Raw genomic sequence first — 22,829 nt, 5'->3', positions numbered from 1 at the left:
ATGCTCCAGGCCAGATGGAACAACGACTTCCTTCTCCGCGCCCTCGCCCATATGCGATAGCCCTACCCGCAAGCGGGGAAGGAGCGCAGCTTCATCGCGGTTGCATTTCAATCTGATCGGATCAGGCCGATTCCTCGCCGATTTCTTGATATTGCCGGATTGCGCCGGCCGAATCCCCTGCTATATCGCTGCTTTCCGCTTACCTGCGCTCGTTCGCAGGAGTGAGCCACAGGAGAATGACATGTCCGACGACCACAAGTCCGAGTCCGGATTCCAGTACAGCCTCAGCAACCTCAAACCCGCGCAGCCGGTGGACAAAGTCACCCTCACCTTCCCTGACGGGGCGAAACGCGAATTCCCCAGGAACATCACCGGGCTCGATATCGCCCAGGGCATCTCGCCCTCGCTGGCCAAGCGCACGGTGGCGATGGCGCTGGATGGCGTTCTGTATGACCTCAACGATCCCATCACCGAGGATGCCAAGATCGAGCTGGTCTCGCGCGACGACGCGCGTGCGCTGGAACTGATCCGGCATGATTGCGCCCATGTCCTGGCGGAAGCGGTGCAGTCGCTGTGGCCGGGCACGCAGGTCACGATCGGCCCCGTAATCGAGAACGGCTTCTACTACGACTTCTTCCGCAACGAGCCGTTCACCCCGGAAGATTTTGCCGGCATCGAAAAGAAGATGCGCGAGATCATCGCCCGCGACAAACCTTTCACCAAGGAAGTGTGGGACCGTCAGAAGACGAAAGAGGTGTTCCGCGACAAGGGCGAGGCGTTCAAGGTCGAACTGGTCGACGCCATTCCCGGTGACGAGCCGATCAAGATCTACTTCCAGGGCGACTGGTTCGATCTCTGCCGCGGTCCGCACATGACCTCGACCGGGAAGATCGGCAACGCCTTCAAATTGATGAAGGTCGCGGGCGCCTATTGGCGCGGCGATTCCAACAATCCGATGCTGACCCGCATCTACGGCACGGCATTCGCGACGCAGGACGAACTCGACGCCTACCTGAAGCAGATCGAGGAAGCCGAAAAGCGCGACCATCGCAAGCTCGGCCGCGAGCTCGACCTGTTCCACTTCCAGGAAGAAGGTCCGGGCGTGGTGTTCTGGCACCCGAAGGGCTGGACCATCTTCCAGCAGCTCATCGCCTACATGCGCCGCCGCCTCGCCGGCGATTACCAGGAGGTCAACGCGCCGCAGATCCTCGACAAGGTGCTGTGGGAGACCTCCGGCCATTGGGACTGGTATCGCGAGAACATGTTCGCGGCGCAGTCCGCCGGCGACGAGGCCGAGGACAAGCGCTGGTTCGCGCTGAAGCCGATGAACTGTCCGGGCCATGTGCAGATCTTCAAGCATGGTCTGAAGAGCTATCGCGACCTGCCGTTGCGGCTGGCCGAATTCGGCATCGTGCACCGCTACGAGCCATCAGGCGCGATGCACGGGTTGATGCGCGTGCGCGGCTTCACGCAGGACGATGCGCATGTGTTCTGCACCGAGGAGCAGCTCGCCGACGAGTGCCTGAAGATCAACGACCTGATCCTGTCGACCTACGCCGATTTCGGCTTCGATGGCGAACTCACCGTCAAGCTCTCGACGAGGCCGGAAAAGCGCGTCGGCACCGACGCGATGTGGGACCATGCCGAACGCGTGATGGCGACCGTGCTGTCGGAGATCAAGGCCAAGGGCAGCAACCGCATCAAGACCGAGATCAATCCGGGCGAAGGTGCGTTCTACGGCCCGAAGTTCGAATATGTGCTGCGCGACGCCATCGGCCGCGACTGGCAGTGCGGCACGACCCAGGTCGACTTCAACCTGCCGGAGCGGTTCGGCGCGTTCTACATCGACCATGACGGCTCGAAGAAGGCGCCGGTGATGGTGCACCGCGCGATCTGCGGCTCGATGGAGCGCTTCATCGGCATCCTGATCGAGCACTATGCCGGCAACTTCCCGCTGTGGCTGGCGCCGGTGCAGGTGGTCGTCACCACCATCACCTCCGACGCCGACGAATATGCCAAGCAGGTGGTGGCCGCGGCGCGCCGCGCCGGCTTGCGGGTCGAGATCGACCTGCGCAACGAGAAGATCAACTACAAGGTCCGCGAGCATTCGCTGGCGAAGATCCCGGCGCTGCTCGTGGTCGGCAAGAAGGAAGCCGAGACCCATTCGGTCTCCGTCCGCCGGCTCGGCAGCGAGCGCCAGACCGTGATGCCGACGGATGAGGCGCTCGCCGCGCTGGTCGACGAGGCGACGCCGCCGGACATCAAGCGGGTGAAGTCGCTGTCCTGATGCTTTAATCCGTCTAAACTCGCTTCCGGTCGCGGGCATTCGACCCTATCTCGTGGCAAGAATGCCCGCGACCCGCTAGTTTGAGGAAAGCTGCAGTGCCCGACGCCATTGAATTGTTGAAGACCCGCCGCTCGGTGAAGCCGCGCGAGATGACGGGGCCCGGCCCCTCGCCGGCCGAGCTCGAGACCATTTTGACGGTCGGCGCGCGCGTGCCGGACCACGGCAAGCTCGCGCCCTGGCGCTTCATCGTGTTCGAAGGCGAGGCGCGCAACCGCGCCGGCGACGTGATCGCGAGCGTGTTCGCCAAGAAGAACCCGGGCGCGCCGGCGGCCGACATCGAGGTGGAGAAGCGGCGGCTCACCGATGCGCCGCTGGTGATTGGCATCGTCAGCTTCACCAAGCCGCATCCGAAGGTGCCGCCGTGGGAGCAGGAGCTCTCGGCCGGCGCCAGCGCGATGAACATCCTCACCGCCGCGACCGCGCTCGGCTATGGCGCCTGCTGGCTGACCGGCTGGTTCGTCTTCGACCGCGACGTGCTCGATGGTTTTGGCTTGAAGCCCGACGAGAAGCTCGCAGGCCTGATCCATATCGGCAAGCCAACCAAGCCGAGCGAAGACCGCCCGCGGCCGGCGCTGTCGGATATCGTCACGCGGTTCTAGCGCGGTCTTCCCACCTCCCCCGCTTGCGGGCCCGCAGGCGGGGGAGGCGTAGGCCGCCTTTGGCGGCCGTTCTAAAGATACGCCGAAGCGAAGCTTCGGCTATGGCCAAGCGCCGGGTGAGGGCTCTCTCCACACGGAAAGTCCCATCGCGGAGACACCCTCACCCCAGCCCTCTCCCGCTTGCGGGAGAGGGAGCGCAGTATTCTGCGCGGACGCAGTTCAAGCTCTACAGGACATCAGAACGACTTGCGGGTGCAGCCCTTTGGCGGCGGCTCGCCTCGGAAGCGTGCCGCGGTCCATGCCAAGAGCGGCGCCTCAAGCTTTGAGCCCGGCTGCACCATGCCGTGGTCCAGCCTCACGAAGGTCCAATATTCGAGCCGCTGGCCGGCGGCGCAGCGCTCCTCGACATAGCCTGCGGTCGCCGCCGGCGGCACCACGTCATCCTCCGCTCCTTGCGCGATCACCACCGGCGCCGCGATCGGGTGGTGGGCGCTGTTCTGCGCGAGCCTTGCCGAAAGCGCCGGGTTGCTGCGTGTGGCCAATGTCGGCCCCTCGAACGTCGCGGTGAGCGCCGCTGCCCGCATTGGCTCCTCCGCTGGGAGGAACCCGCACAGGCCCGCGATCTCGCGCGCGGCTGCAAGCGCCTCGGGACGAACCGCCTGCTCGAAGCTGATGTCGGGATAGAAGCGGCTATAGGACAGCGCGACATACGGCCCGAGCCGCTTGTCGACCCCCTGGTTCATGGCAAGGATGTTCCGCAAGTCTGCGGCCGGCGCGATTGCCGCGACGCCTGCGATCTCGATCTCCGGCGCGTAGCGTGGAGCGATGATGCCGGTCCACAACGCCGAATGCCCGCCCTGCGAATGGCCCCAGACAACGGTGCGCGCATCGAGCGTCAGCCCGGGCATCTGCCGTGCGGCACGTACCGAGTCGAGCGCGGCGCGCCCCTCGCCTTCGCCGATGAGATAGGGATGCGGACCGCCCCTCTCGGCGAATGAGTAGTCGGTGGCGACGATCACCCACCCTGCTCGCACGATCCGATCGAGCGCCGGAATCCCCAATATCGGGGCCGATATCAGCGACGGCATGCACTTCTGCTGCAGGCCGGTCGTGCCGTGCTCCCAGGCGATCACAGGACGCGGACCCGCGGGCGGATCGATCGGCGCAAACACGGTCGCGACGGCGGTTGCGCGCGTGGTGTCGTTCACCGTGGTCGTATAGAGGATGCGCCAGCCCCGCATGCCGGCCGGCAGCGTTACGTTCCGAAGCGGCTCGCTGCGCAGCAGCGCGCCTGGTTCATCCGGCACCTGCGCCGGCGGATCATAGAACGCATCGGGCGCCCGCACCGTGACGCCGGCAAACATCTCTTGAGCGGAGGCTTCGAGCGGCGTGCCCGCACGCATAAGCAGAAGCGGCAGCAAGGCGACCCGGATTACGCGAGCGATGGTCATGGCCCGCGCCCAATATCGCCGCGAGCCGACAAATTTGCGGCGGAGACGGCCGCGCCGCAGACGGCGTCAGGCCGCCCTCGATGCGCGCCCGGCAAAGCCTGCCAATAGCGTTGCGATTTCGTCCGCCGGCCGCGCTGCGCTGAACAGGAAGCCCTGCACTTCGTTGCAGCCTTCGGCGCGCAGCCAGTCGAGCTGATCAACCGTCTCCACGCCCTCGGCGGTGGTGGTGATGTTCAGGCTGCGGCCGAGGCCGGAGATTGCGCGCACGATCGCCACGCAATCGGTGCGGCGCGCCAGATCCTTGACGAAGGAACGGTCGATCTTGATCTTGTCGAACGGAAAGCTGCGCAGATAGCTCAGGCTGGAATAGCCGGTGCCGAAATCGTCCATGGAGATGCTGACGCCGAGCTCGCGGAGCTGGTGCAGGATCGCGAGATTGGCTTCGGTCTCGGCCAGGAACACGGACTCCGTGATCTCGAGCTCGAGCCGTCGCGGCGACAGACCGGAATGCGCCAGCGCCGAGATCACCGCCTGCACCAGATTGCGGCTGCGGAACTGCACCGGCGACAGGTTGACGGCGACCTTGATGTCGCCGGGCCATTTCATCGCTTCCGAGCAGGCCTCGCGCAGCACCCATTCGCCAAGCTGGACGATCAGGCCGATGTCTTCGGCGACCGGCACGAACTCGGCCGGCGAGATCATGCCCTTCTCCGGATGGCGCCAGCGTAGCAGCGATTCGAACCCGCTGATCTTGTCGGAGGCGATGTCGACCAGCGGCTGGTAGTGCAGCTCGAATTCGCCATTGGCGAAGGCCTGGCGCAGGTCGCGCTCGAGATCCCGGCGCTTCTGCGCCTGGCGGTCCATCTCGTGCTCGAAGAAACGATGCACGCCGCCGCCGTCCGACTTGGCGCGATAGAGCGCCATGTCCGCGTTGCGCATCAATTCTTCCGAGCTGGTGCCGTCGCCCGGCGACAGCGCGATGCCGACGCTCGCGCCGACCACCACCTCGATGCCGTCGATGTCGTAGCGCACGCTCAGCGTCCCGATCAGGCGTTCGGCGAAGTCGCTAGCCTCGTTCGGCGTGACATCAGAGAGCACGATCGCGAATTCATCGCCGCCGAGCCGCGCGGCCAGATTGTCGCCGGTGATGTCGGCCGTGAGCCGCTCCGCAACCTGCTTCAGGAGCCGGTCGCCCATCGCGTGGCCGAAGGAGTCGTTGACGTTCTTGAACAGGTCGAGGTCGACGCACAGCACCGCGACGCGCTTGCCCCCCGGCTTGCTCCGCTGCAGCGCCTCGCGCAAGCGGTCCTGGAAGAAATCGCGGTTCGCCAGATTGGTCAGGCCGTCATGGTGGGCCATGTAGGCAATGCGGGCCTCGGCCTTGCGCCGCTCGGTGATATCGACCAGGGCCACGAGGTAGCCGTCGCGGCCGTCGAACGAAACGCGGCGGCCGAAAGTCAGCACATGGATCTCGCTGCCGTCCGCCTTGATGTGCCGCCAGTCGCGGCTGGAATGGTAGACGTCGCCGATCTCCTGCAGCGCCTTGCTGTGGGAGGCCCATTCGTCCTCCGGCCAGATCTCGCGCAACTTCATGCTCAGGAATTTCTCGCGCGGATAGCCATAATGCTGGACCGCCGCGTCGTTGACGCCGAGGAATTCCATCGTGGCGGCGTCGAACACCCACATCGGCATCGGGTTGTTGTCGAACAGGAGGCGGAAGGAGACCTCGCGCCGCTTCAGCGCCGTGACATCGGACAAGGTCAGCGACAGCATGTCGCCGAACGCCGTGACGGCGAGCCGCAGGCAGCGGTCCTCGCTCTCGATCTCGAACTGGGTCCCGCTGGTCGTGCGGACAGTCTCGCGCAGGCGCTCGGTCACATCGGCCGCGCCGAGCAGGTTTCCGCCTGTGCTGAGCCTCTGCCACAACAGCTCGTGCTCGGGCCGCTTCAAAAGCTTCGCCGCACCCTGGTTGAGATAGATGATCTGGAAATCGAACGGTTCGCCGCGCGGATCGCGAATGGCGGCGAGCGACAGCACGCCTTCATCGGTCGCCGCGAAAATCGTATCGAGCAGATTGTACTGAGCGCCGCGCTCGTTGACGTAGGCGCCGATCAGTGTGCCGCCCCAGCGGGAGGAGGTCGGCAGCGCCAGCACGTCATAGGTGCGGACCAGGCCGTCGCGCACGCAATGCGCCGTGGCAAGATAGGGCCGGTCATTGAGGGCCGCGTTGGCGGCGGCTTCGCCGAGCGCGGTCGCGCAATCCGGCGGAAGCTCGTTCAGCGTCATGTCCCAGCGGTCGTCATTCAGCCATTGCTGGATGTAGCGGCCGGGTTGCGAAACGGCGAGCGCGCCGCCCCTTTCCTTGAGCAGGACGATGTGGTCGGCGAGCCTGCCGAGGCTGCCGAGCATCACGTCCTCATAGTGGGGCAACCTGTCGCCCGGACGCAATGCGGCTTGCCACTTGCGCTTGAGCACCGGGACGTCGCCGAACATTTCTGTGTTGAATTTTCCCGACGACTTCTTCGCCGCACTCATGACGCGCCCCGAACCACCAGATCATGGTCCGACGAAGATCGGATCACGACCTCACTTCACATTCGAGCATGATCGCAGCGCAAACGCTCCGCGTTTGTCGCGAGGGAAAACCGGCTTCCCCTGTCCGATTTCATGCTCCAGTCCCCGCCCGCATCCAAATCAGGCTCGCTTAAAGCAATGTAAAGATTGCACGGGCGACGGGGCGCCGGCGCCATTATGACAGTTCAAAGTCAGATCTTGGTTAGTGCGCGTTAGAGACTATGACAGTCGCAAACAATTTTACGCGTCCAAGGTGGCGCGCCTGCAGGATGTCGAACAACGGCACCCGCTCCGCTAACCGACCCGAACTTATCGTAGTTCAGCGTGATCGCCCGACACTTCGCGCCGGCTCAGCGCTTTGCCTCATTTGGGCTTATCGCGGAGCCCAATGGGCTTTCTATCCATCGCTGACGAAAGCGTTCCTGCTGCTCTACGGTAGATGGAATAACAGTTTCGTCAGCTTTAAAGATATTGACGATATCTCGTTGTAGAGCCGGAGCGCCCAGACGCATCTTGTACGCCAATATCGCCGGGCCCATCGATTTCTGCATCCCGGACGGATAGACGTTCTCGCTGGCACCGAAGCAATAGAGTAATGCGCCGGTCTTTTCCAGATCCAGCCGGAGCTGTCTTAACGCTTCAAAAAAGTCCTCTTCGGACTCAGCCGTTTTTACTTCGCCACCCTGCTCCAAGGAGATTCTATGAATCTCTTTACCAGCCTCGAAGAGTTCATCTGCAGTGACTCTGGCAGGCAAACGCGATCCATCGGCAAGAATAACAGTGATAGTTCCAGAAAAATATCGCTCCGGTTCCATCGCTGCCTCCTGCGCCCCGCCAGGACAATTGTCTCTGCCGATGCGTGCCTACTCCGCATAACGGAGATTAGGCTCCCCTGAATATCCAAAGTAATCTCGGCCGTGTTGACGTCTAACATCAAGGCTTCGAATTCTAAAGATCGTTCTAAACGAACTGGCGTTCAGCGCGCGATGACTTCGACCTCGCCGTCGACGCCGTTGACGACGTTGAAGGGCCGTTCGAACACCTTGCCCTCGTTCTTGGCGATGGCGCGGTATTCGCCTTCGGAGAGCACGACGCGGGGGAATGCACCGATCGATTCCTTGATGACGTCCCCGCCGGGCGTGATCACCGACCATGCGGTATTCGCCAGCGCCTCGCCGCCTTTCTCACTGACGAGCTTCAGCGTGATCACGGCCGCGCGATGGCTGACGGTGACATCGGTGAGCTTGCCGGCCTGGACGCGGATGTCGGAACGCACCACCGAGTTGGCGTCGCCGTAATTGGAGATGATGTAATAGGTCCCCTCCGGCAATAGCGCGACGTCGCCGGCGGCGACGTTGGGGATCAGGGCATTGCGGTCCGATCCGTCGAACTGGCTGCCCTTGTAGATCGCAAACGAAATCTGGTTCGGCGGAATCTTGCTGGAGCCGACCCGGCCTTCGATCCGCAGGCCGCCCGCCGACAGGACGAAGGACTGGCGATCGGTCTCCGACTTCAGGCTCACGGCGCGTACGGCGCTGACCAGGCCGAGCGCCACATGGACGACGTAATTGCCCGGCGGCAACACGATGTTGGGCGTGGCGCCGCGGTCCTCACGGATCAGCTTGAAGGTGCCGTTGTCGTCCGGCTTGTCGGCAAAGACCCGCCATACCAGGCCATTGTTGATGACCGGCAGATCCTTGCCATAGCGGGCGGTCAGCGCGAGCACCGCCTGGTTCGCAGTCTGCGCCCCCGGCGGCGGCCCGGCCGGCGGGGCCGTGGCGGTCGAGGGCTGCATGATCGTCGGCTGGGTCAATGGAGCCGGCAGGCTCGGTGCCGATCCCGAACCGGAAGGCGGCGCCAGGTTGATCGCGGGCCCGGCATCGGGAACCGCGGCCGGCGGTACCGGGGGCGGCCGCTCACCAAACCATTGCGCCGAAACGGCGCTCGGAACCGCCAAAACCAGGGCTATGGCAAGCCAAATCACCGGGAGAAGCAGCACGCCCCGCCCGCATCGTCCGATGCGATCGCCCCAAACAGTCATGGAACGATGCTTTTCAACGAAAACACGGCAAATTCAAGCCTCCATCGCCCTACGGGTTGCGGTTATGGAACCCAGACCCCCACGTGGTGGTCGCGCTCAAGTCACAATCCCTCCCTACGCGCTATGCTGCTAGGGCATAAACCATGCATGCGAACGATTCTGGCGGCGCCTCGTCGCGGAGCCTAATCTCGCGGCGGCAGGAGAAGTCAGAGTGTTGGATAGCTGGATGGGCCGGAGCCAGAAGAGCGCCGATGGCTCCGACAAGCTAGGCCTTGGCGCCCAGCGGCGGCCCGTGATCGGGCTGGCACTGGGTGGCGGCGCCGCACGCGGTTTTGCCCATATCGGGATCGTCAAGACGCTGATCGCCCACGGCATCGTTCCGAATGTCGTGGTCGGCACGTCGATCGGCGCCGTGGTCGGCGGCGCCTACGCGGCCGGCCATCTCGATACGCTGGAGGCGTGGGCGCGCAGCCTGCAGCCCCGCAACATCTTCGGCTATCTCGATATCCGCCTGAACGGCTCGGGCCTGATCGGCGGTAGCAAGCTTGCCGCCGAACTGGAATCCGCGATCGGCCAGACCCAGATCGAGGATCTATTGGTGAAGTTTGCGAGCGTCGCGACCGAGGTGCGCACGGGCCATGAGATCTGGCTGACCCACGGCCGCGTCGTCGATGCGATGCGCGCCTCCTACGCGCTGCCCGGCATCTTCGCACCCGTGCTGGTCGGCGACCGCTGGCTGGTCGACGGTGCGCTGGTCAATCCGGTGCCGGTATCGGCGGCGCGCGCGTTCGGCGCGGAGATCGTGATCGCCGCCAATCTTTCAAGCGACGTGTTTAACCATTCCACGACGATCTATTCGCACGGCCAGCCGACCGAGGCCACCGTCGTGCCCGAAGTCGTTCCGGATCCCGTCCCGCCGAAGCGCCGCTTTGGCAAGTTTTTCTCGGCCGAGCGCACCATGAAGCGCGAATTCTTCGGCAGCGGCACGCGGCCCGGCATCTCGACCGTGATGGTGGACGCCTTCAACATCATGCAGGACCGCATCACGCGCGCGCGGCTCGCCGGCGATCCGCCGGACCTCTTGATCTCGCCGCGGGTCGGCAAGATCGGCTGGTTCGATTTCCATCGCGCCGATGAGCTGATCGCGCATGGCGTGCGTGCCGCCGAGCGTGCGATCGAGTCGATCCAGGAAGCAATCGACATCCTGGTGCCGCCGGCGACGACGACCGCCTCCGGCGCAGTCCCCGACGAGACCAAGGAATAGATTTCAGGCCGTCTTGATGTAGTCGCGCAGCGCTTCCTGCTCGGCTTCGTATTCCTGGACCCGGCGCTTGACGATGTCGCCGATCGAGATCAAGCCGACCACGCGGCCGTCCTCGAGCACAGGCAGATGGCGGAATTTGCCGAGCGTCATCATTTCCATGATGCCGGCAACAGTGTCGGACGGGCGGCAACTGACGACCTTCTGCGTCATCACCACACTGACAGGCTCCTCGAGCACGCCGGCGCCGCGCTCGCCAAGCACGCGCACAATGTCGCGCTCCGACAAGATGCCTTCGATGCCGCCTTCCTTCATGACCAGCACGGCGCCGATCTTGCGCTCGCCGAGCGTCTTGATCGCATCGGTCAGGGTGACGTCCGGCGTAACGCTCGTGATGTGATGGCCCTTGGAATCGAGAATGGAACGTACCGTCATTGCCGCCTCCTGAATCCCTGCCGCGCCCCGACCAGGAGGCGCGACATCGTTCGCGAGTCTTCAATCAACAGTTCCGCGCAGTTTTCGTTTCCGGCGCGGTGGGCAACAAGCGCGGCCATCATGCAGCGCAAGAGGCGGCAGCTTGCGTCACAACTTTCAACCGATGATGGATGAAATCGCCCTGAGCCGCAAGCGGCGATCAGACGCGGTCCGGTCCGTCAGGCGACAACGCATCTGCAGCATGACGGCGTTCCCGCGGCACCGGATCGAACAGCGAGAACAGCACGAGCCCTGCCAGGAACCCGCCGATATGCGCCTGCCAGGCGACGCTGGCGCCGTCGGCTCCGATCGCGATCGAGCCGATCCCGAAGATGAGATTGACGCCGAACCAGACTGCGAGAAAGGCGAGCACGCGACCATCGCGCAGCGCGCGCGACAGCGACAGCGCCGGCACCTTTGCCGCCGCCTCCGCGTCGCCGCGGCTGAAGGAGAGGAAGCTGCCCTTCACGAAGGCAAAGCGGATCGCGGCCGCCATGGTGCCGGAGACGGACGCGGATGCGCCGATCATCGGCGCGATCGCATGTTCATGCGTCAGGAGATGCGCGAGCGCGCCGGCGGCCGCCGTGACCGCCATGAACAGATAGAAGCGCAACGCGCCGAACCGCCGCGCCAGCGCGCTGCCGAACGGCAACAGCCAGAGCACATTGAAGACGATATGGGTAAGATTGGCGTGCAGCAGCGAATAGGTGACGAAGGTCCAGACCTTGGCGCCCTCGCCGCCAGGGAAGGTGATGTTGAGCAGCGTGGAATCGTAGCGCTTCGGAATGAAACCGAAGACGTCGATGGTCCAGTTTTCCCACTCCGGCGGCAGCAGCACGCGCAAGTGGATGACCGCGATCGGCGCGATGTAGGCGGTCAGCGCCGCGGGCAAGGTGAGGATCGGCTCGTGCGGACGATCCGGCGGCGCATCATGCGGAGGTTCAAACTGCGATTCCAAGGGACGGGCAACCTTAGCGCGGCGCGGATAGGCGATCAGCCCAGATAGGCGGCTTTGGCCGCATTGTGCAAGTGCACAAGCGGCAAGGAAAAAGAATAAGGGCGCGCCCTGAGAATGCTAGCCTATCCCTGAAATCATTTGACGATTCTGGAAAACCGGCCGTCTTGGCCCCGTTGAAATCCATTGAACGGACCGCATCTGGAAAGCCGAAACGGCTGAAATTCATAAAGACTATTGCGACGGGCGCCCCTTCGACATCGGCTGGGCAAAAAATTGTGTCCGAGGGGCCAAGGAGCCGATCGCTGCCTTCGCACAATGACCGTTGGCTTCACCAGCGCTCAGACCGCGCGCGATGGCCAAGCGGTTGCGGTTGGGGTATGAGCCGACCATAGTCTCGGGTACTCTCGTGAATACCCTGATTTCCTGGAGCTGTGATGGCCAGCACTCGCGTAACCGACACCATTCTCGAAACTCCCGCGGCGGCAATCCCCAATCTGGGGGCGTCGAAAGCCGAGATTCAGGCCCACTACGACCGCGAGCCGCGACTTTACGAGCGGTTCCTCGGGCCCAATCTTGCGTATTCGGCTGGCATTTGGAACGAGCCCGGAAATCGCGACACGCTCGAGGCGGCGCAACTGCGCAAGCTCGATTGGCACATCGATATGTCTGGCACGGACAGCGCGCAGCGTGTGCTTGACGTCGGGTTCGGCTGGGGCAGCCTCGTCAAGCGGCTGATGGTGCGCAGGCCAGACATCGACTATGTCGGCCTGACGCTTGCCGACAACCAGGCCCAGTACGTGCGGAGCTACGCCCCGCGGAACTTCGTGACCGAGATTTCGGCCTGGCAGGACTATCAGTCGAATCGCCCGTTCGACGCGATCGTGAGCCTCGAGGCGATGGAACACTTCACCGGCAAGACCGCGGATCGTCAGCAGCGTATCGAGGCTTACCGTCTGTTCTTCGAGTTCTGCGCTCGCACGCTCAGGGTCGGTGGCCGGGCTTCGATCCAGGTCAACGGTTGGGGCAACATCGAGCTCGGCAGCGAGTCGCGCCACATCAGCCAAAGCGGAATCGACGGTTTTTGGCTCGAAGGCAACTTGCCTCACGCCAGTGAGATGCTGCTCGCCAGCGAACGCTGGTTTGACCTCGTGCATCTCGAAGGAAAACCGCGCGATTACATCTACACGCTGCGAGCCTGGTTAAGGAATCTGCGGAACCAGGAGGCCGATCTGGTTGCGCTGGTAGGGCGCGAGATGGTGAGTGACTACATGCATAATCTCAAAACGTGCCTGGACGCCTATCTCGCCGGCGCCCTTACGCTCTATCGCTTGGTGCTCGAGCGCAAGGGATCGGTCGTCCGCTGAGCGGCCCGTGATGCAACAAGGTGCGGGGCAGGCACCCGCACCTTTGACGCCCACCCCATGGCCACGAAACCGCGCAGCACCCAATAGCCGGGGTCGATCTCGCCCCGGAAGAGCGCGAAGCTTGCCGACCACGGAAAGGCGTGATGATTGTTGTGCAGCCCCTCGCCGTTCATGGTGAGAGTGTTGACCAGCGCGCTGTTGCGGCTGTCCTCGCGTGTTTCAAAGCGCCGTCGGCCAAAGCGATGCGCGATCGAGTTCACCGCCCAGGTGCAATTGAGCTGCCAGAGCGTGCGCAGCGGACCGCCCGCGAAGAAGCCGGCCCAGAATCCATCCGCCGTCCCGTACCAGGCGAGACCGACGAAGCCGGGTATGATCCAACTGGCGGCGACCCACAGCCAATACCAACGATCAACCCAGCGAACGACCGGATCGCGGCGCAGATCGCGCACGTAGTCGACGTAGACGCAATAGACGTCGGACATCACCCATCCAACATGGCCCTGGAAGAAGCCTCGGATGGCGCCGACAATCCCGGCTCCGCGCGGGCGCGGCGAATGCGGATCGCCGGGCCGGTCGCTGTATCGGTGATGCTTGCGATGGATCGAGACCCACCCCAAGATCTGGCCCTGCATGGTCATCGCGCCAAGAAGCCCGAGCGCTGCGGCGAGCGGCGCACGCGCGACAAAGGCGCGATGGCAGAACAAGCGATGGTAGCCGAGCGTGATGCCGAGGCCGGTGACGAAGGTCACGGACAGCAACAGCAAAGGCTCGAACCAGGTAATGCCGTGGACGGAGAACCACCATACGCCGGCGATGCTGCCCATCACCACCAGGACAAGACTGAAGATCGACAGGACCTGCAGTAGCTCGATGCGCAGAACGGGACCCCTGGCCGTGCGGCCAATGACAATCGTCGGCGGCCACCGGCGCTCAGCGGCAGGATATATCTCCGATGTGTCCATCGTGTGAGTGTTCGCATGAAGCGCGCTCGGTGTCACCCCGCTTTCCGCCGGCCGGTGTCGCGCTGTGCTCGCGACGACCTGTCGCAGGTTCCGGGTCCGCGCTACAGCTTCTTAGAATAACTTCAACTTGACGCTTGGCACCGCAAGCCGCGAATCACTCAACTCGGTGGGCCCTGGTCCGGAAGTGAGGATCAAACGCGGACAGTGCCTGCATCGGATTCGGAACAGGCCCTTCGTTGCCAGGTTGTGTGGAGACACTCACGTTCCCCAACAGTGTCTTGCACCTGCTCCCCTGAGGCGCTGCACCGACGGCGCCTCCAAGGTGGAACACGAACCCAGGGTCGAGGCCAAGCCAGGGAAAAATCAAGCAGATAACGCCTCCGAAAGGCATTGAGGGCGGGCCCTGAGAAGGCCCGCCCTCTGCTGCTGTCGGGTCTTGTCGCGCCCAAGGGGAACGGGAGCACATCCCCACCCCTCCCCGCGCGATGACCTGATTGTTCGACGCCACCTGTGTACGGACCCGCCGGCCCCTGGAGAACAGCCGGCAAGAACGGGAATGAGCGGACAGTAGAGGGGCATGCGGGCCGCGCCAAGCTCATAGTTAATTTAACGTTAACACCGCAAAGCCGCCGGAAAGCCTGCGAAAACATGGCCGCGGCATGGACGCTGCAAAAGTTCCCCTGCACTACTGAGAATGAATGCGCTTGCGCAAAACCGGGACAGATGTGTCCCGGCGCGGCAAGCGCGAGGCAAGGTTCTTGAATGAAGCATCCGGGAAGCCGCGAATTCTTCGCTTACTGGGACAAGACGCGTGGCAACGCGCGCGCGCCCGATCGCTGCGACCTCGATCCCGAGGCCGTTCGCGAGCGGCTCGGCGACATTTTCGTGCTGGCCTACGGGCATGAAGCGGGCTTTCCCTTTCGCGTCGCCGGCACGCGCGTCTGCGCCCTGCTCGGCCGCGACCTCAAGGACAAGAGCTTTGCGGCGCTGTTCACCGGTGAGAGCCGCCGCCAGATCGAAGACATCGTCGCCTTTGTCGCCGAGGAGATGCTGCCCGCCGTCGCCGGCGTCACGGCTTCGAGCCAGGCGGGCACGCCGGCGCATCTCGAATTGCTGCTGCTCCCCTTCAACAACCGCGCGCATGTGCCGGTGAGCCTCACCGGTCTGCTCGCACCGTTCGAGAGCGTCGCGACCGCGCTCTCCGATTTCAAACTAACCTCGTGGCGCTATCTTCATCCGCCGGAAAGATTTGTGCCGCGTGCGCTGCGAAAGCTCGCGATCGCGCGCGGATTCATGGTCTATGAGGGACTGCGGTAACCGCTGACGCCGCTGCGCGATCCGGCTATCATCCCTTTGGTTCAACGAAACCGGAGGAACGCCATGGACACTGCGACGCCGCAGGCGCATCAGACCGCCGATGCGCATTCCCATCTCGTGCGCCCGCAGGAAATGGAGTGGCAAAAGACCCGCTTCCCCGGCTGCGAGGCCAAGGCTGCTGTTCGACCGCAACACCGGATTGATGACAGCCTTGATGCGCTTTGCGCCTGGCACGGTGCTGCCCGACCACGAGCACGTCAATATCGAGCAGACCTATGTCCTCGAAGGTTCGCTCGTCGACAAGGAAGGCCCGGCGCAGGGCATTGCCGCGAACGCAGGCGAGTTCATCTGGCGCGAAGCCGGCAGCCGCCACGTCGCCTGGTGCCCCGAAGGCGGATTAATCCTCGCGATCTTCCAGGTGCCGAACAAGTTCTTCGAGGCCGACGGCCGCGTGGTCGACGCGGCTGGTGCGGATTGGGACGAGGCGTGGGGGCATACGAAATAACCGCCAACCGACTTCTTTGCGCCCCACGGGAGGCAGGCGTGCAAGCCAGCTAGAGCATGATCCGGAAAAGCGGATACCGGTTTTCCCTCGCGACAAACGCGAAGCGTTTGCGCGGAGATCATGCTCAAACAAAAGGCGGATCATGCTGCGCTGATCCGCCTCTCGCGTTATCTCGAGCTCAACCTCATCAGGGTTGCGCAAGATGCCAGGCGCCGTTGAGGAAGCCGTCGCCGGTGATATCGCCGGGCTTCTGGTCCTTGGCGAAGGTGTAAAGCGGCTTGCCCTTGTAGGCCCACTGCTTGGAGCCATCGTCACGGGTGATGATGGTGTAGCCCTCGCCCGCCTTGTCGCTCGCCTCAGCCTTCAGGACCGGCCAGTTCGTTGCGCACGGGCCATTGCAGGCAGACTTGCCATCGGCGTCCTTGTCAAAGGTATAGAGGCTCATGCCCTTCGCGTCCGTCAGCACAGTTCCTTTCGTCGTGGTGCCGGTCTTGGTGGGCGGTGCAGCAAACGCCGCGGAGACCGTCGCCAGGGAAATGGCGGTGGCGAGTGCGAAACCAATCGATGCGATCTTCATGATAGCTCCTGTACGGAAATAGCTTGCATGAGTAGGACATGCTGCGGCGCGTTCTATTCCGCCGGAGAGCACGAAGAATTTTTTCGCAATGTTTGCCTGACGCGGGGAATAATTCGGCAAGTGGCTTTCGACCGAAGTTCACCGATCCAGCCCTGTCCCCGTGTCGGTTTTTGCCGGATCTGCGTCATTTCGCGGCGCGGCGTGAGAAGATAGGTTGCGCAGCGAGTGCGAGGTGAATTCGTAGAGCGACGCAGGCAATGAACTGGCGGCTTCTCGCGTGGGGCGGTCTTGCCGCTGCCGCGCTTTTCTTGATCATTGGTGGCGGCTGGCTTCTGACGCTGCCCTCGCGAGCTGCGCTTGGAAACATGCCGCCGATCGCAAGCCAGGAGGCTGACGCCACCATCGCGGCGTTGAAGCCGCCGAAGCGGCAGCGGCCGCTGATCGCGATCGTCGGCATCAATGAGCAGACCGAGACCACCGACTATCTGATGCCCTACGGCATCCTCAAGCGCGCCGACGTCGCCGACGTGGTGACGCTTGCGACGGGACCCGGACCGGTGACGCTGTTTCCGGTACTGAAGGTGGAGCCGGACGCCACCATCGCCGCATTCGATGCGCAACATCCTGATGGCGCCGACTATGTCATCGTCCCCGCCATGAGCCGTGACGACGATCCGGTCGTGGTGCAATGGATCAGGCAGCAGGCGGAAAAGGGCGCGATCGTCATCGGCGTCTGCGTCGGCACCATGGTGGTCGCCAGCACCGGATTGCTCGACGGCAAGCGGGCGACCACGCATTGGTACTCGCTGAAAGACCTGCGCGAGAAGCATCCGGCGATCCACTACATCAGGGATCGCAGGATCGTGGTCGACCAGGGCGTTGCGACCACAACGGGGATCACGGCTTCGATGCCGATGTCGCTCACGCTGATCGAAGCGATCGCCGGCCGCGAGAAGGCGCAAGCCGTCGCCCGCGACATCGGCCTGCCCCATTGGGATGCCCGCCACGACAGCGGCGCGTTCCAGTTCACGCGGCCGTTCGCGCTCACAGCGATCCAGAACACGCTCGCCTTCTGGAACCGCGAGCAGCTCGGCATCGCGCTGGCGCCCGGCATCGACGAAGTGTCGCTCGCGCTTGCAGCCGACGCCTGGTCGCGGACCTATCGTTCGCGCACCGTGACCTTTGCCGCGACGGCGGAGGCACAGCCGAGCCGCAACGGCCTGCGCATCCTGCCCGATCAGGTCGCGACGCAGTGGCCCGCCGAGCGATTGCTGCAACCGGTCGGGTCACTGCCGCCGGCACAGGCGCTGGACCAGACGCTGCAGCGGATCGAGGCACGCTACGGCGGGCGAACGGCCGATTTCGTCGCCATGCAGCTCGAATATCCGAGGCAAGGCCCACCGAATTGAAGCGGCATCGGCCCGCCCGGCCATCATTTTTCCCTCACTGGGTCCACCGTCATCTGCCTGTCACGAAATGTGCCGACTTCTCGCTCGGACCATTCCGAGGACACCGATGGACTATTTCCGACGCTTCACCTTCCTGTTCGCGGCGCCCGTATTCGATCCGGAGGATCTCGAGGGCATCCGCTTCAACCAGATCATCGACGAGATCCAGCGCTCCGGCTTCGAGGTCGTGCGCGCCCGCAAGCTCGAGGATGCCGAGATCGCGGTGCAGACCGACGCGGCGATCGGCTGCATGGTGGTCGACTGGGGCAAGAAGGGGCTGGAGGGCAAGACCGCGTCGCTGATCAATTTGATGCGGCGGCGCGGGCTCGACTTCCCGATCATCCTCTTGATCCGCCGCAAGCGGTTCGAGGACCTGCCGGTCGAGGTGCTCGACTTCATCGACGGCTATGTGTTCCTGTCGGAGGAAACGCCGCCGTTCATCGCCAAGAACCTGATCAGCCGGCTGAAGCAATATGCCGAGACGCTGAAGACGCCGTTCTTCGGCGCGCTGGTCGACTATGCCGAGGAAGGCAACCAGCTCTGGACCTGCCCCGGCCACAATGGCGGCGTGTTCTACAGCCGCAGCCCGATCGGACGCGTGTTCGTCGAGCATCTCGGCGAAGCCGTGTTCCGCGACGACCTCGACAATTCCGTGCTCGACCTCGGCGACCTGCTGACTCACGAGGGGCGGGCGCAGAAGGAAGCCGCCAGGATCTTCGGCGCGGAGAAGACCTATTTCGTGCTTAACGGCACCTCCACGTCCAACAAGGTCGCGCTCGGCTCGCTGGTCACAGACGGCGACCTCGTGCTGTTCGACCGCAACAACCACAAGGCCGCCCACCACGGCGCGCTGCTGCTCGGCGGCGGCATCCCGGTCTATGTGCCGACCGTTCGCAACGCCTGGGGCCTGATCGGGCCGATGCGCTGGGACGCGCTGGACGAGGCCGCATTGCGCGAGCGCATCCGCAACCATCCGCTGGTCAAGGACAAGGACGCCTGGAAGAGGCCCCGCCCCTTCCGCGTCGCCGTGGTCGAGCAATGCACCTATGACGGCACTATCCACAGCGCGGAGATGATCCTGAGGCGCATCGGCCATCTCTGCGATTACATCCTGTTCGACGAGGCCTGGGCCGGCTTCATGAAGTTCCATCCGATCTATGCCGGCCGCTTCGCGATGGGCCTTGCCGACCTCGGTCCCGAGGCGCCCGGCATCATCGCGACGCAATCGACCCACAAGCAGCTCGCGAGCTTCTCGCAGGCCTCCCAGATCCACGTCCGCGACCGCCACATCAAGGGCCAGAAGCGCCGGGTCGAGCATCGGCGTTTCAATGAAAGCTTCATGCAGCACGCCTCGACCTCGCCATTCTATCCGCTGTTCGCCTCGCTCGATGTCGGCGCGCAAATGATGAAGGGCCGCTCCGGCGAGGTGTTGTGGGACGACACGATCCGGCTCGGCATCGAGCTGCGCAAGAAGATCCGCGCCACCCGCCGCGAGTTCGAGGAGAACGAAGCCCGCCCCGAGCGGCGCTGGTTCTTCGAGCCGTTCGTGCCGGACCGCGTGATGATCCCGGATGTCGCGCGCGAAGGCGGGGCGCACAATGTCGCCTGGGAAACCATCTCCACCGACCAGCTCGCGACCAACCCGGCGTTCTGGCAGCTCCAGCCCGGCGATAGCTGGCATGGCTTCCCCGAGATGACGGCGGGCTTTGCCATGACCGATCCGAACAAGCTGACGCTGCTCACGCCCGGATTCGATCACGCCACCGGCGCCTATGCCGACCACGGCATTCCCGCGCCGGTGGTGGCGCAATATCTGCGGGAGAACCGGATCGTCGCCGAGAAGAACGACCTCAACTCCCTGCTCTTCCTGCTCACGCCCGGCGTGGAGGCGAGCAAGGCGGGGACGCTGATCTCGGGGCTCGTCGCGTTCAAGAAATTGCATGACGACAATGCGCTGCTCGAGGACGTCATCCCCGAATTCTTCCGCCGCAGGCCTGCCCGCTATGCCGGCGTGCGCCTGCGCGACCTCTGCGGCGACATGCACCGCTTCTTCCGCGCAGCCGATGTGAGCGCGCTGCAGCGCAAGCAGTTCCTGCCCGAGCACCTGCCCGAGATTGCGATGTCGCCACGCGAAGCATCACGCTACCTCGTGCGCAACGACGTCGATTATCTCCCGATCGGCGAGATTTCGGGCCGCATTGCCGCAACCCCGTTCGTGGTCTACCCGCCCGGTATCGCCACCATCGTGCCGGGTGAACGATTGTCGGAACAGACCCGGCCGATGATCGACTACCTGAAGATGTTCGAGGCATCGTTCAACGCGTTCCCGGGCTTCGAGGTCGAGATCCAGGGCGTCTACAAGGAGATCGACGAGGCGGGGCGCGTGCGCCTGTTCACCTACGTGATTTCCGAGTGACGGCCGATGAACGAAGAGCGGATCATCGTCAGGCCGTCGCGCGAGGCCGATGTCGAGGCCATGCTGTCGATCTACCGCCGCCACATCCGGCGCGGCGTCGACGACAGCGTCGAGGACAGCGGGGTGCCGGAGCCGGACGATTTCCGCGACCGGCGCAAGAATTTCCGCAACCATCGCCTGCCTCATTTGGTTGCGACCCGCAACAGTGAGGTGGTCGGTTATGCCTATGTGGTGCTGTTCCGGAAGCGGCCGGCCTATCGCTATGCGGTAAAGCATTCGATCTATGTCCGTCACGACCAGGTAGGCCGCGGCATCGGGCGCCTCCTGCTCGGCGAACTGATCGACGCGTGCGCGGCCGCCGGCTTTCGCCAGATGATCGGCTATATCGACAGCGACAACGCCGCTTCGCTGGCGCTGCACGAGCGTTTCGGTTTTGCCCGGGTCGGGCTGTTGCCCGGCGTCGCCTATCGCTTCGGCCGCTGGGCCGACACCGCGATGGTGCAACGCTCGCTCGGCCCCGGCACCACCGCGCCCCCGCCGCCAGCCCCATTGTCGCGACGGTAAGAGCCGCGACGCTAAGCAGCGACAGCCCGGCTATGTCGGCCGCCAGCGGACCGGGAAGCTTCGCGCCACAGCAAGCGCCGAGCGCTCGTTGGCCTCGAGCGCGATTTTTTGCGCCAGCATGACGTCACCCGCCACCAGCGTGTCCCGAGGCACGAAACACCAGCCCGCATGCAACCGGCCGAGCTCGTCCAATTCATAGATGTTCATGCCGGTGCCGTGGCGGATCCGGTAGCGTCTGCCAGAGTGGCAGCCGACCACGTCGAAATAGCCGCTCGTCTCATACTGCACGAGCTGCTCGGGCGTCAGCCATTCCTTCAGCAGCGCCAGACCGCGCGACTGGCTGTCATCCAGTACGCAATATTCGACGAACCGCCGCCAAGCCGCGCGCGAGAGCCGCGCGGCCTCGGCGAACGCCCGCGACAGCCTGCCGGACATGATGGACCGGCCTAGCCGCCGACAAGTCGCGGATAGAACAGCGTCTCTTCGGCGTTCGGATCGAAGGAACGGACCACGGTCGGCTGTCCCGACACGTCCCGCACCGCAGCGGTGTAACCGCTCTTCATCAATGCGTCGAAGCGCAATTGCGCTTCGCGCAGGGCCTTCTCGTCGGCGGGATTGAAATTGTGCCGGCTGTCGCCAGTGTGATCCATCACGATTTGCGTCGCCATCCCCGCACTCCCTTGCTGGATGAAACTGCAAAACTAATGAGAGATTAGGGCGAAAGTTCCGGCTGCGCCAGCGCAAAGTCGTGAATGCTGGCCTGCATCTTTCGCTTTCGCACGTCGGCATGATAGCCTCAATTTTAGCCACCGTCGAACCTGATGTTGCGCACCGCCTTATAGTGGTGACGGATTTGTGGCTTGATGAACGGCGACATTTCGGGATGCGCCGCCTTGATCGGCTCTCCAGCGCCTCGACGCAGCGCGCGGTGTCGGGCGTGCGCAATTCGCCGGAAAATCCCGGGCTGAGTGGTGGTATCGGCGAAGGCGGATCGGAAGCGGCGGTACGATGTCCCTCGAAGAATCCGCCCGGCATGTCGTCGAGTTCGTCAGGGATCACCGCGCGTGGGCGGCGCCGATCGTGTTTGCGCTTGCCTTCGCGGAATCGCTCGCCTTCCTCTCGCTCGTGGTGCCGGCCTGGGCTGTGCTGGTCGGCATCGGGATGATGATGAGGTCCGGCGGCATCGCCTTCCTGCCGATGCTCGCCGCCGGCGCGCTCGGTGCTGCATTCGGCGACTGGCTGTCCTACTGGATCGGCAGCAAGTTCGATCATGCGATCGCCAGGATGTGGCCGTTCTCGCGGCATCCCAATCTCCTGGTGCACGGCGAGGCCTTCCTCAAGAAATGGGGCGTGCTCGCGATCTTCATCGGCCGCTTCTCCGGCCCCTTGCGCGCCTCGGTGCCGATCGTCGCCGGAATGCTGCGGATGCCGCAGCAGCCGTTCCAGATCGCGAATTTCGTCTCGGCGTTTGTCTGGGTCGCGGTGCTGCTGCAGCTCGGCGACATCGGCGGGATCGCGTGGGCGTGGCTGTGGGAGCATGTGCTGCAGCGGGTTTGGCGGTGAGCGGCGCGCGAGCAAGCGCTTGCGCTTGAGACCGTAGGGTGGGCAAAGGCGCACTTGCGCCGTGCCCACCATCCGGTCCCGTGCTCGCGATGATGGGCACGCTTCCGCCTTCGCTCGTTGAGCTACGGCGGACAAGTCGCTTTGCCCACCCTACAGCTTGTACCGCTGTCGTCCCCGCGCAGGCGGGAACCCATAACCACAGGGAGTTGTTGTGGTGCGAGCAAGCGGTTGCAGCGGAGCACATACAAAGGCCCGTGGGTTATGGGTCCTGGCCTTCACCAGGACGACGGCGTCATTGCGAGCGGAGCGAAGCAATCCACCTCTCCACAAGCGAATCGGGATAGGGGGAAGCCTCGCGGCTTCGCCCCTCCCACACCACCGGACGTACGGGTCCGTATCCGGCGGTTC

Annotated in this window: 19 protein-coding genes and 1 pseudogene; 10 read left to right on the top strand and 10 right to left on the bottom strand. The window is 64.1% G+C overall.

Annotated features, from left to right (window positions below):
• The first annotated feature begins 241 nt into the window (after positions 1 to 241).
• The gene (thrS, locus tag AAFX91_RS23140) at positions 242 to 2,287 is read left to right on the top strand and encodes a threonine--tRNA ligase (protein ID WP_394568021.1); all 2,046 of its coding nucleotides are present in this window, start codon (positions 242 to 244) and stop codon (positions 2,285 to 2,287) included.
• 95 nt (positions 2,288 to 2,382) lie between these two features.
• Positions 2,383 to 2,946 carry a nitroreductase gene (locus AAFX91_RS23135; RefSeq protein WP_130583431.1) on the top strand — a complete coding sequence of 188 codons (564 nt, stop codon included), beginning with the start codon at positions 2,383 to 2,385 and terminating at the stop codon, positions 2,944 to 2,946.
• A 236-nt stretch (positions 2,947 to 3,182) separates the two neighbouring features.
• On the opposite strand, the gene AAFX91_RS23130 is transcribed toward AAFX91_RS23135, so the two are convergent.
• The 4 genes from AAFX91_RS23130 to AAFX91_RS23115 all read right to left on the bottom strand — a co-directional run bounded on the left by AAFX91_RS23130 (position 3,183) and on the right by AAFX91_RS23115 (position 9,012).
• On the bottom strand, positions 3,183 to 4,397 hold the full coding sequence (locus AAFX91_RS23130; protein WP_394568020.1) for a lipase family protein: 1,215 nt from the start codon (positions 4,395 to 4,397) through the stop codon (positions 3,183 to 3,185).
• Between the two features lie 66 nt (positions 4,398 to 4,463).
• The gene (locus AAFX91_RS23125; protein ID WP_282527173.1) at positions 4,464 to 6,932 is read right to left on the bottom strand and encodes a bifunctional diguanylate cyclase/phosphodiesterase; all 2,469 of its coding nucleotides are present in this window, start codon (positions 6,930 to 6,932) and stop codon (positions 4,464 to 4,466) included.
• A 389-nt stretch (positions 6,933 to 7,321) separates the two neighbouring features.
• Positions 7,322 to 7,786, bottom strand: coding sequence for a hypothetical protein (locus tag AAFX91_RS23120; protein WP_394568019.1), 465 nt, complete (start codon positions 7,784 to 7,786; stop codon positions 7,322 to 7,324).
• A gap of 161 nt (positions 7,787 to 7,947) precedes the next feature.
• Complete coding sequence (locus tag AAFX91_RS23115) at positions 7,948 to 9,012, bottom strand: hypothetical protein (RefSeq protein ID WP_394568018.1); 1,065 nt, start codon at positions 9,010 to 9,012, stop codon at positions 7,948 to 7,950.
• A gap of 226 nt (positions 9,013 to 9,238) precedes the next feature.
• Between AAFX91_RS23115 and AAFX91_RS23110 the strand changes: the two genes are divergently transcribed.
• Positions 9,239 to 10,276, top strand: coding sequence for a patatin-like phospholipase family protein (locus AAFX91_RS23110; protein WP_394568017.1), 1,038 nt, complete (start codon positions 9,239 to 9,241; stop codon positions 10,274 to 10,276).
• A 3-nt stretch (positions 10,277 to 10,279) separates the two neighbouring features.
• Here AAFX91_RS23110 and AAFX91_RS23105 read toward each other — a convergent pair whose 3' ends face one another.
• Positions 10,280 to 10,708, bottom strand: a complete 429-nt coding sequence (locus AAFX91_RS23105) for a CBS domain-containing protein (RefSeq protein WP_394568016.1) — start codon at positions 10,706 to 10,708, stop codon at positions 10,280 to 10,282.
• 199 nt (positions 10,709 to 10,907) lie between these two features.
• Positions 10,908 to 11,705, bottom strand: a complete 798-nt coding sequence (locus tag AAFX91_RS23100) for a rhomboid family intramembrane serine protease (RefSeq protein WP_394568014.1) — start codon at positions 11,703 to 11,705, stop codon at positions 10,908 to 10,910.
• Between the two features lie 434 nt (positions 11,706 to 12,139).
• Here AAFX91_RS23100 and AAFX91_RS23095 point away from each other — a divergent pair, with 434 nt between their 5' ends.
• The gene (locus tag AAFX91_RS23095) at positions 12,140 to 13,069 is read left to right on the top strand and encodes a class I SAM-dependent methyltransferase (RefSeq protein WP_394568012.1); all 930 of its coding nucleotides are present in this window, start codon (positions 12,140 to 12,142) and stop codon (positions 13,067 to 13,069) included.
• On the opposite strand, the gene AAFX91_RS23090 is transcribed toward AAFX91_RS23095, so the two are convergent.
• On the bottom strand, positions 13,027 to 14,031 hold the full coding sequence (locus tag AAFX91_RS23090) for an acyl-CoA desaturase (RefSeq protein WP_394568010.1): 1,005 nt from the start codon (positions 14,029 to 14,031) through the stop codon (positions 13,027 to 13,029). The genes AAFX91_RS23095 and AAFX91_RS23090 overlap by 43 nt on opposite strands.
• Positions 14,032 to 14,793: 762 nt before the next feature.
• On the opposite strand from AAFX91_RS23090, the gene AAFX91_RS23085 reads away from it, so the two are divergent.
• Positions 14,794 to 15,348 (top strand): PAS domain-containing protein, encoded by a 555-nt coding sequence (locus AAFX91_RS23085; RefSeq protein WP_394568009.1) that lies wholly within the window; start codon positions 14,794 to 14,796, stop codon positions 15,346 to 15,348.
• 63 nt (positions 15,349 to 15,411) lie between these two features.
• Positions 15,412 to 15,853 (top strand): annotated as a pseudogene (locus AAFX91_RS23080) (cupin domain-containing protein).
• 187 nt (positions 15,854 to 16,040) lie between these two features.
• On the opposite strand, the gene AAFX91_RS23075 reads toward AAFX91_RS23080, so the two are convergent.
• Entirely contained in the window at positions 16,041 to 16,430 is a 390-nt protein-coding gene (locus tag AAFX91_RS23075) for a hypothetical protein (protein ID WP_394568008.1), read from the bottom strand.
• Positions 16,431 to 16,687: 257 nt separating this feature from the next.
• Between AAFX91_RS23075 and AAFX91_RS23070 the strand changes: the two genes are divergently transcribed.
• From AAFX91_RS23070 to AAFX91_RS23060, 3 genes are all read left to right on the top strand, one after another.
• Positions 16,688 to 17,839 (top strand): DJ-1/PfpI family protein, encoded by a 1,152-nt coding sequence (locus AAFX91_RS23070; protein WP_394568007.1) that lies wholly within the window; start codon positions 16,688 to 16,690, stop codon positions 17,837 to 17,839.
• A 106-nt stretch (positions 17,840 to 17,945) separates the two neighbouring features.
• Entirely contained in the window at positions 17,946 to 20,294 is a 2,349-nt protein-coding gene (locus tag AAFX91_RS23065; protein WP_394568006.1) for an Orn/Lys/Arg decarboxylase N-terminal domain-containing protein, read from the top strand.
• A 6-nt stretch (positions 20,295 to 20,300) separates the two neighbouring features.
• Positions 20,301 to 20,858 carry a GNAT family N-acetyltransferase gene (locus tag AAFX91_RS23060; protein WP_394568004.1) on the top strand — a complete coding sequence of 186 codons (558 nt, stop codon included), beginning with the start codon at positions 20,301 to 20,303 and terminating at the stop codon, positions 20,856 to 20,858.
• 30 nt (positions 20,859 to 20,888) lie between these two features.
• Here the strand turns inward: AAFX91_RS23060 and AAFX91_RS23055 are convergent, their stop codons facing one another.
• A complete protein-coding gene (locus AAFX91_RS23055; RefSeq protein WP_245476651.1) occupies positions 20,889 to 21,293 on the bottom strand; it encodes a hypothetical protein in 405 nt (134 codons plus the stop codon).
• Between the two features lie 11 nt (positions 21,294 to 21,304).
• The gene (locus tag AAFX91_RS23050) at positions 21,305 to 21,526 is read right to left on the bottom strand and encodes a hypothetical protein (RefSeq protein WP_130582182.1); all 222 of its coding nucleotides are present in this window, start codon (positions 21,524 to 21,526) and stop codon (positions 21,305 to 21,307) included.
• 340 nt (positions 21,527 to 21,866) lie between these two features.
• On the opposite strand from AAFX91_RS23050, the gene AAFX91_RS23045 reads away from it, so the two are divergent.
• Positions 21,867 to 22,421: a DedA family protein gene (locus tag AAFX91_RS23045; RefSeq protein ID WP_282527180.1), complete on the top strand. Its 555-nt coding sequence runs from the start codon at positions 21,867 to 21,869 to the stop codon at positions 22,419 to 22,421.
• The last annotated feature ends 408 nt before the right edge of the window (positions 22,422 to 22,829 follow it).

It is taken from the genome of Bradyrhizobium sp. 31Argb (assembly GCF_043638955.1).
Classification (GTDB): domain Bacteria; phylum Pseudomonadota; class Alphaproteobacteria; order Rhizobiales; family Xanthobacteraceae; genus Bradyrhizobium.
This window is presented reverse-complemented; position numbering and strand designations above follow the sequence as displayed.

Coding starts and splice junctions, on each gene's coding strand:
- thrS (WP_394568021.1), top strand. CDS start 242: ATGTCCGACGACCACAAGTCCGAGTCCGGATTCCAGTACAGCCTCAGC.
- AAFX91_RS23130 (WP_394568020.1), bottom strand. CDS start 4,397: ATGACCATCGCTCGCGTAATCCGGGTCGCCTTGCTGCCGCTTCTGCTT.
- AAFX91_RS23125 (WP_282527173.1), bottom strand. CDS start 6,932: ATGAGTGCGGCGAAGAAGTCGTCGGGAAAATTCAACACAGAAATGTTC.
- AAFX91_RS23120 (WP_394568019.1), bottom strand. CDS start 7,786: ATGGAACCGGAGCGATATTTTTCTGGAACTATCACTGTTATTCTTGCC.
- AAFX91_RS23115 (WP_394568018.1), bottom strand. CDS start 9,012: ATGACTGTTTGGGGCGATCGCATCGGACGATGCGGGCGGGGCGTGCTG.
- AAFX91_RS23110 (WP_394568017.1), top strand. CDS start 9,239: ATGGGCCGGAGCCAGAAGAGCGCCGATGGCTCCGACAAGCTAGGCCTT.
- AAFX91_RS23105 (WP_394568016.1), bottom strand. CDS start 10,708: ATGACGGTACGTTCCATTCTCGATTCCAAGGGCCATCACATCACGAGC.
- AAFX91_RS23095 (WP_394568012.1), top strand. CDS start 12,140: ATGGCCAGCACTCGCGTAACCGACACCATTCTCGAAACTCCCGCGGCG.
- AAFX91_RS23090 (WP_394568010.1), bottom strand. CDS start 14,031: ATGGACACATCGGAGATATATCCTGCCGCTGAGCGCCGGTGGCCGCCG.
- AAFX91_RS23085 (WP_394568009.1), top strand. CDS start 14,794: ATGAAGCATCCGGGAAGCCGCGAATTCTTCGCTTACTGGGACAAGACG.
- AAFX91_RS23075 (WP_394568008.1), bottom strand. CDS start 16,430: ATGAAGATCGCATCGATTGGTTTCGCACTCGCCACCGCCATTTCCCTG.
- AAFX91_RS23070 (WP_394568007.1), top strand. CDS start 16,688: ATGAACTGGCGGCTTCTCGCGTGGGGCGGTCTTGCCGCTGCCGCGCTT.
- AAFX91_RS23065 (WP_394568006.1), top strand. CDS start 17,946: ATGGACTATTTCCGACGCTTCACCTTCCTGTTCGCGGCGCCCGTATTC.
- AAFX91_RS23060 (WP_394568004.1), top strand. CDS start 20,301: ATGAACGAAGAGCGGATCATCGTCAGGCCGTCGCGCGAGGCCGATGTC.
- AAFX91_RS23055 (WP_245476651.1), bottom strand. CDS start 21,293: ATGTCCGGCAGGCTGTCGCGGGCGTTCGCCGAGGCCGCGCGGCTCTCG.
- AAFX91_RS23050 (WP_130582182.1), bottom strand. CDS start 21,526: ATGGCGACGCAAATCGTGATGGATCACACTGGCGACAGCCGGCACAAT.
- AAFX91_RS23045 (WP_282527180.1), top strand. CDS start 21,867: ATGTCCCTCGAAGAATCCGCCCGGCATGTCGTCGAGTTCGTCAGGGAT.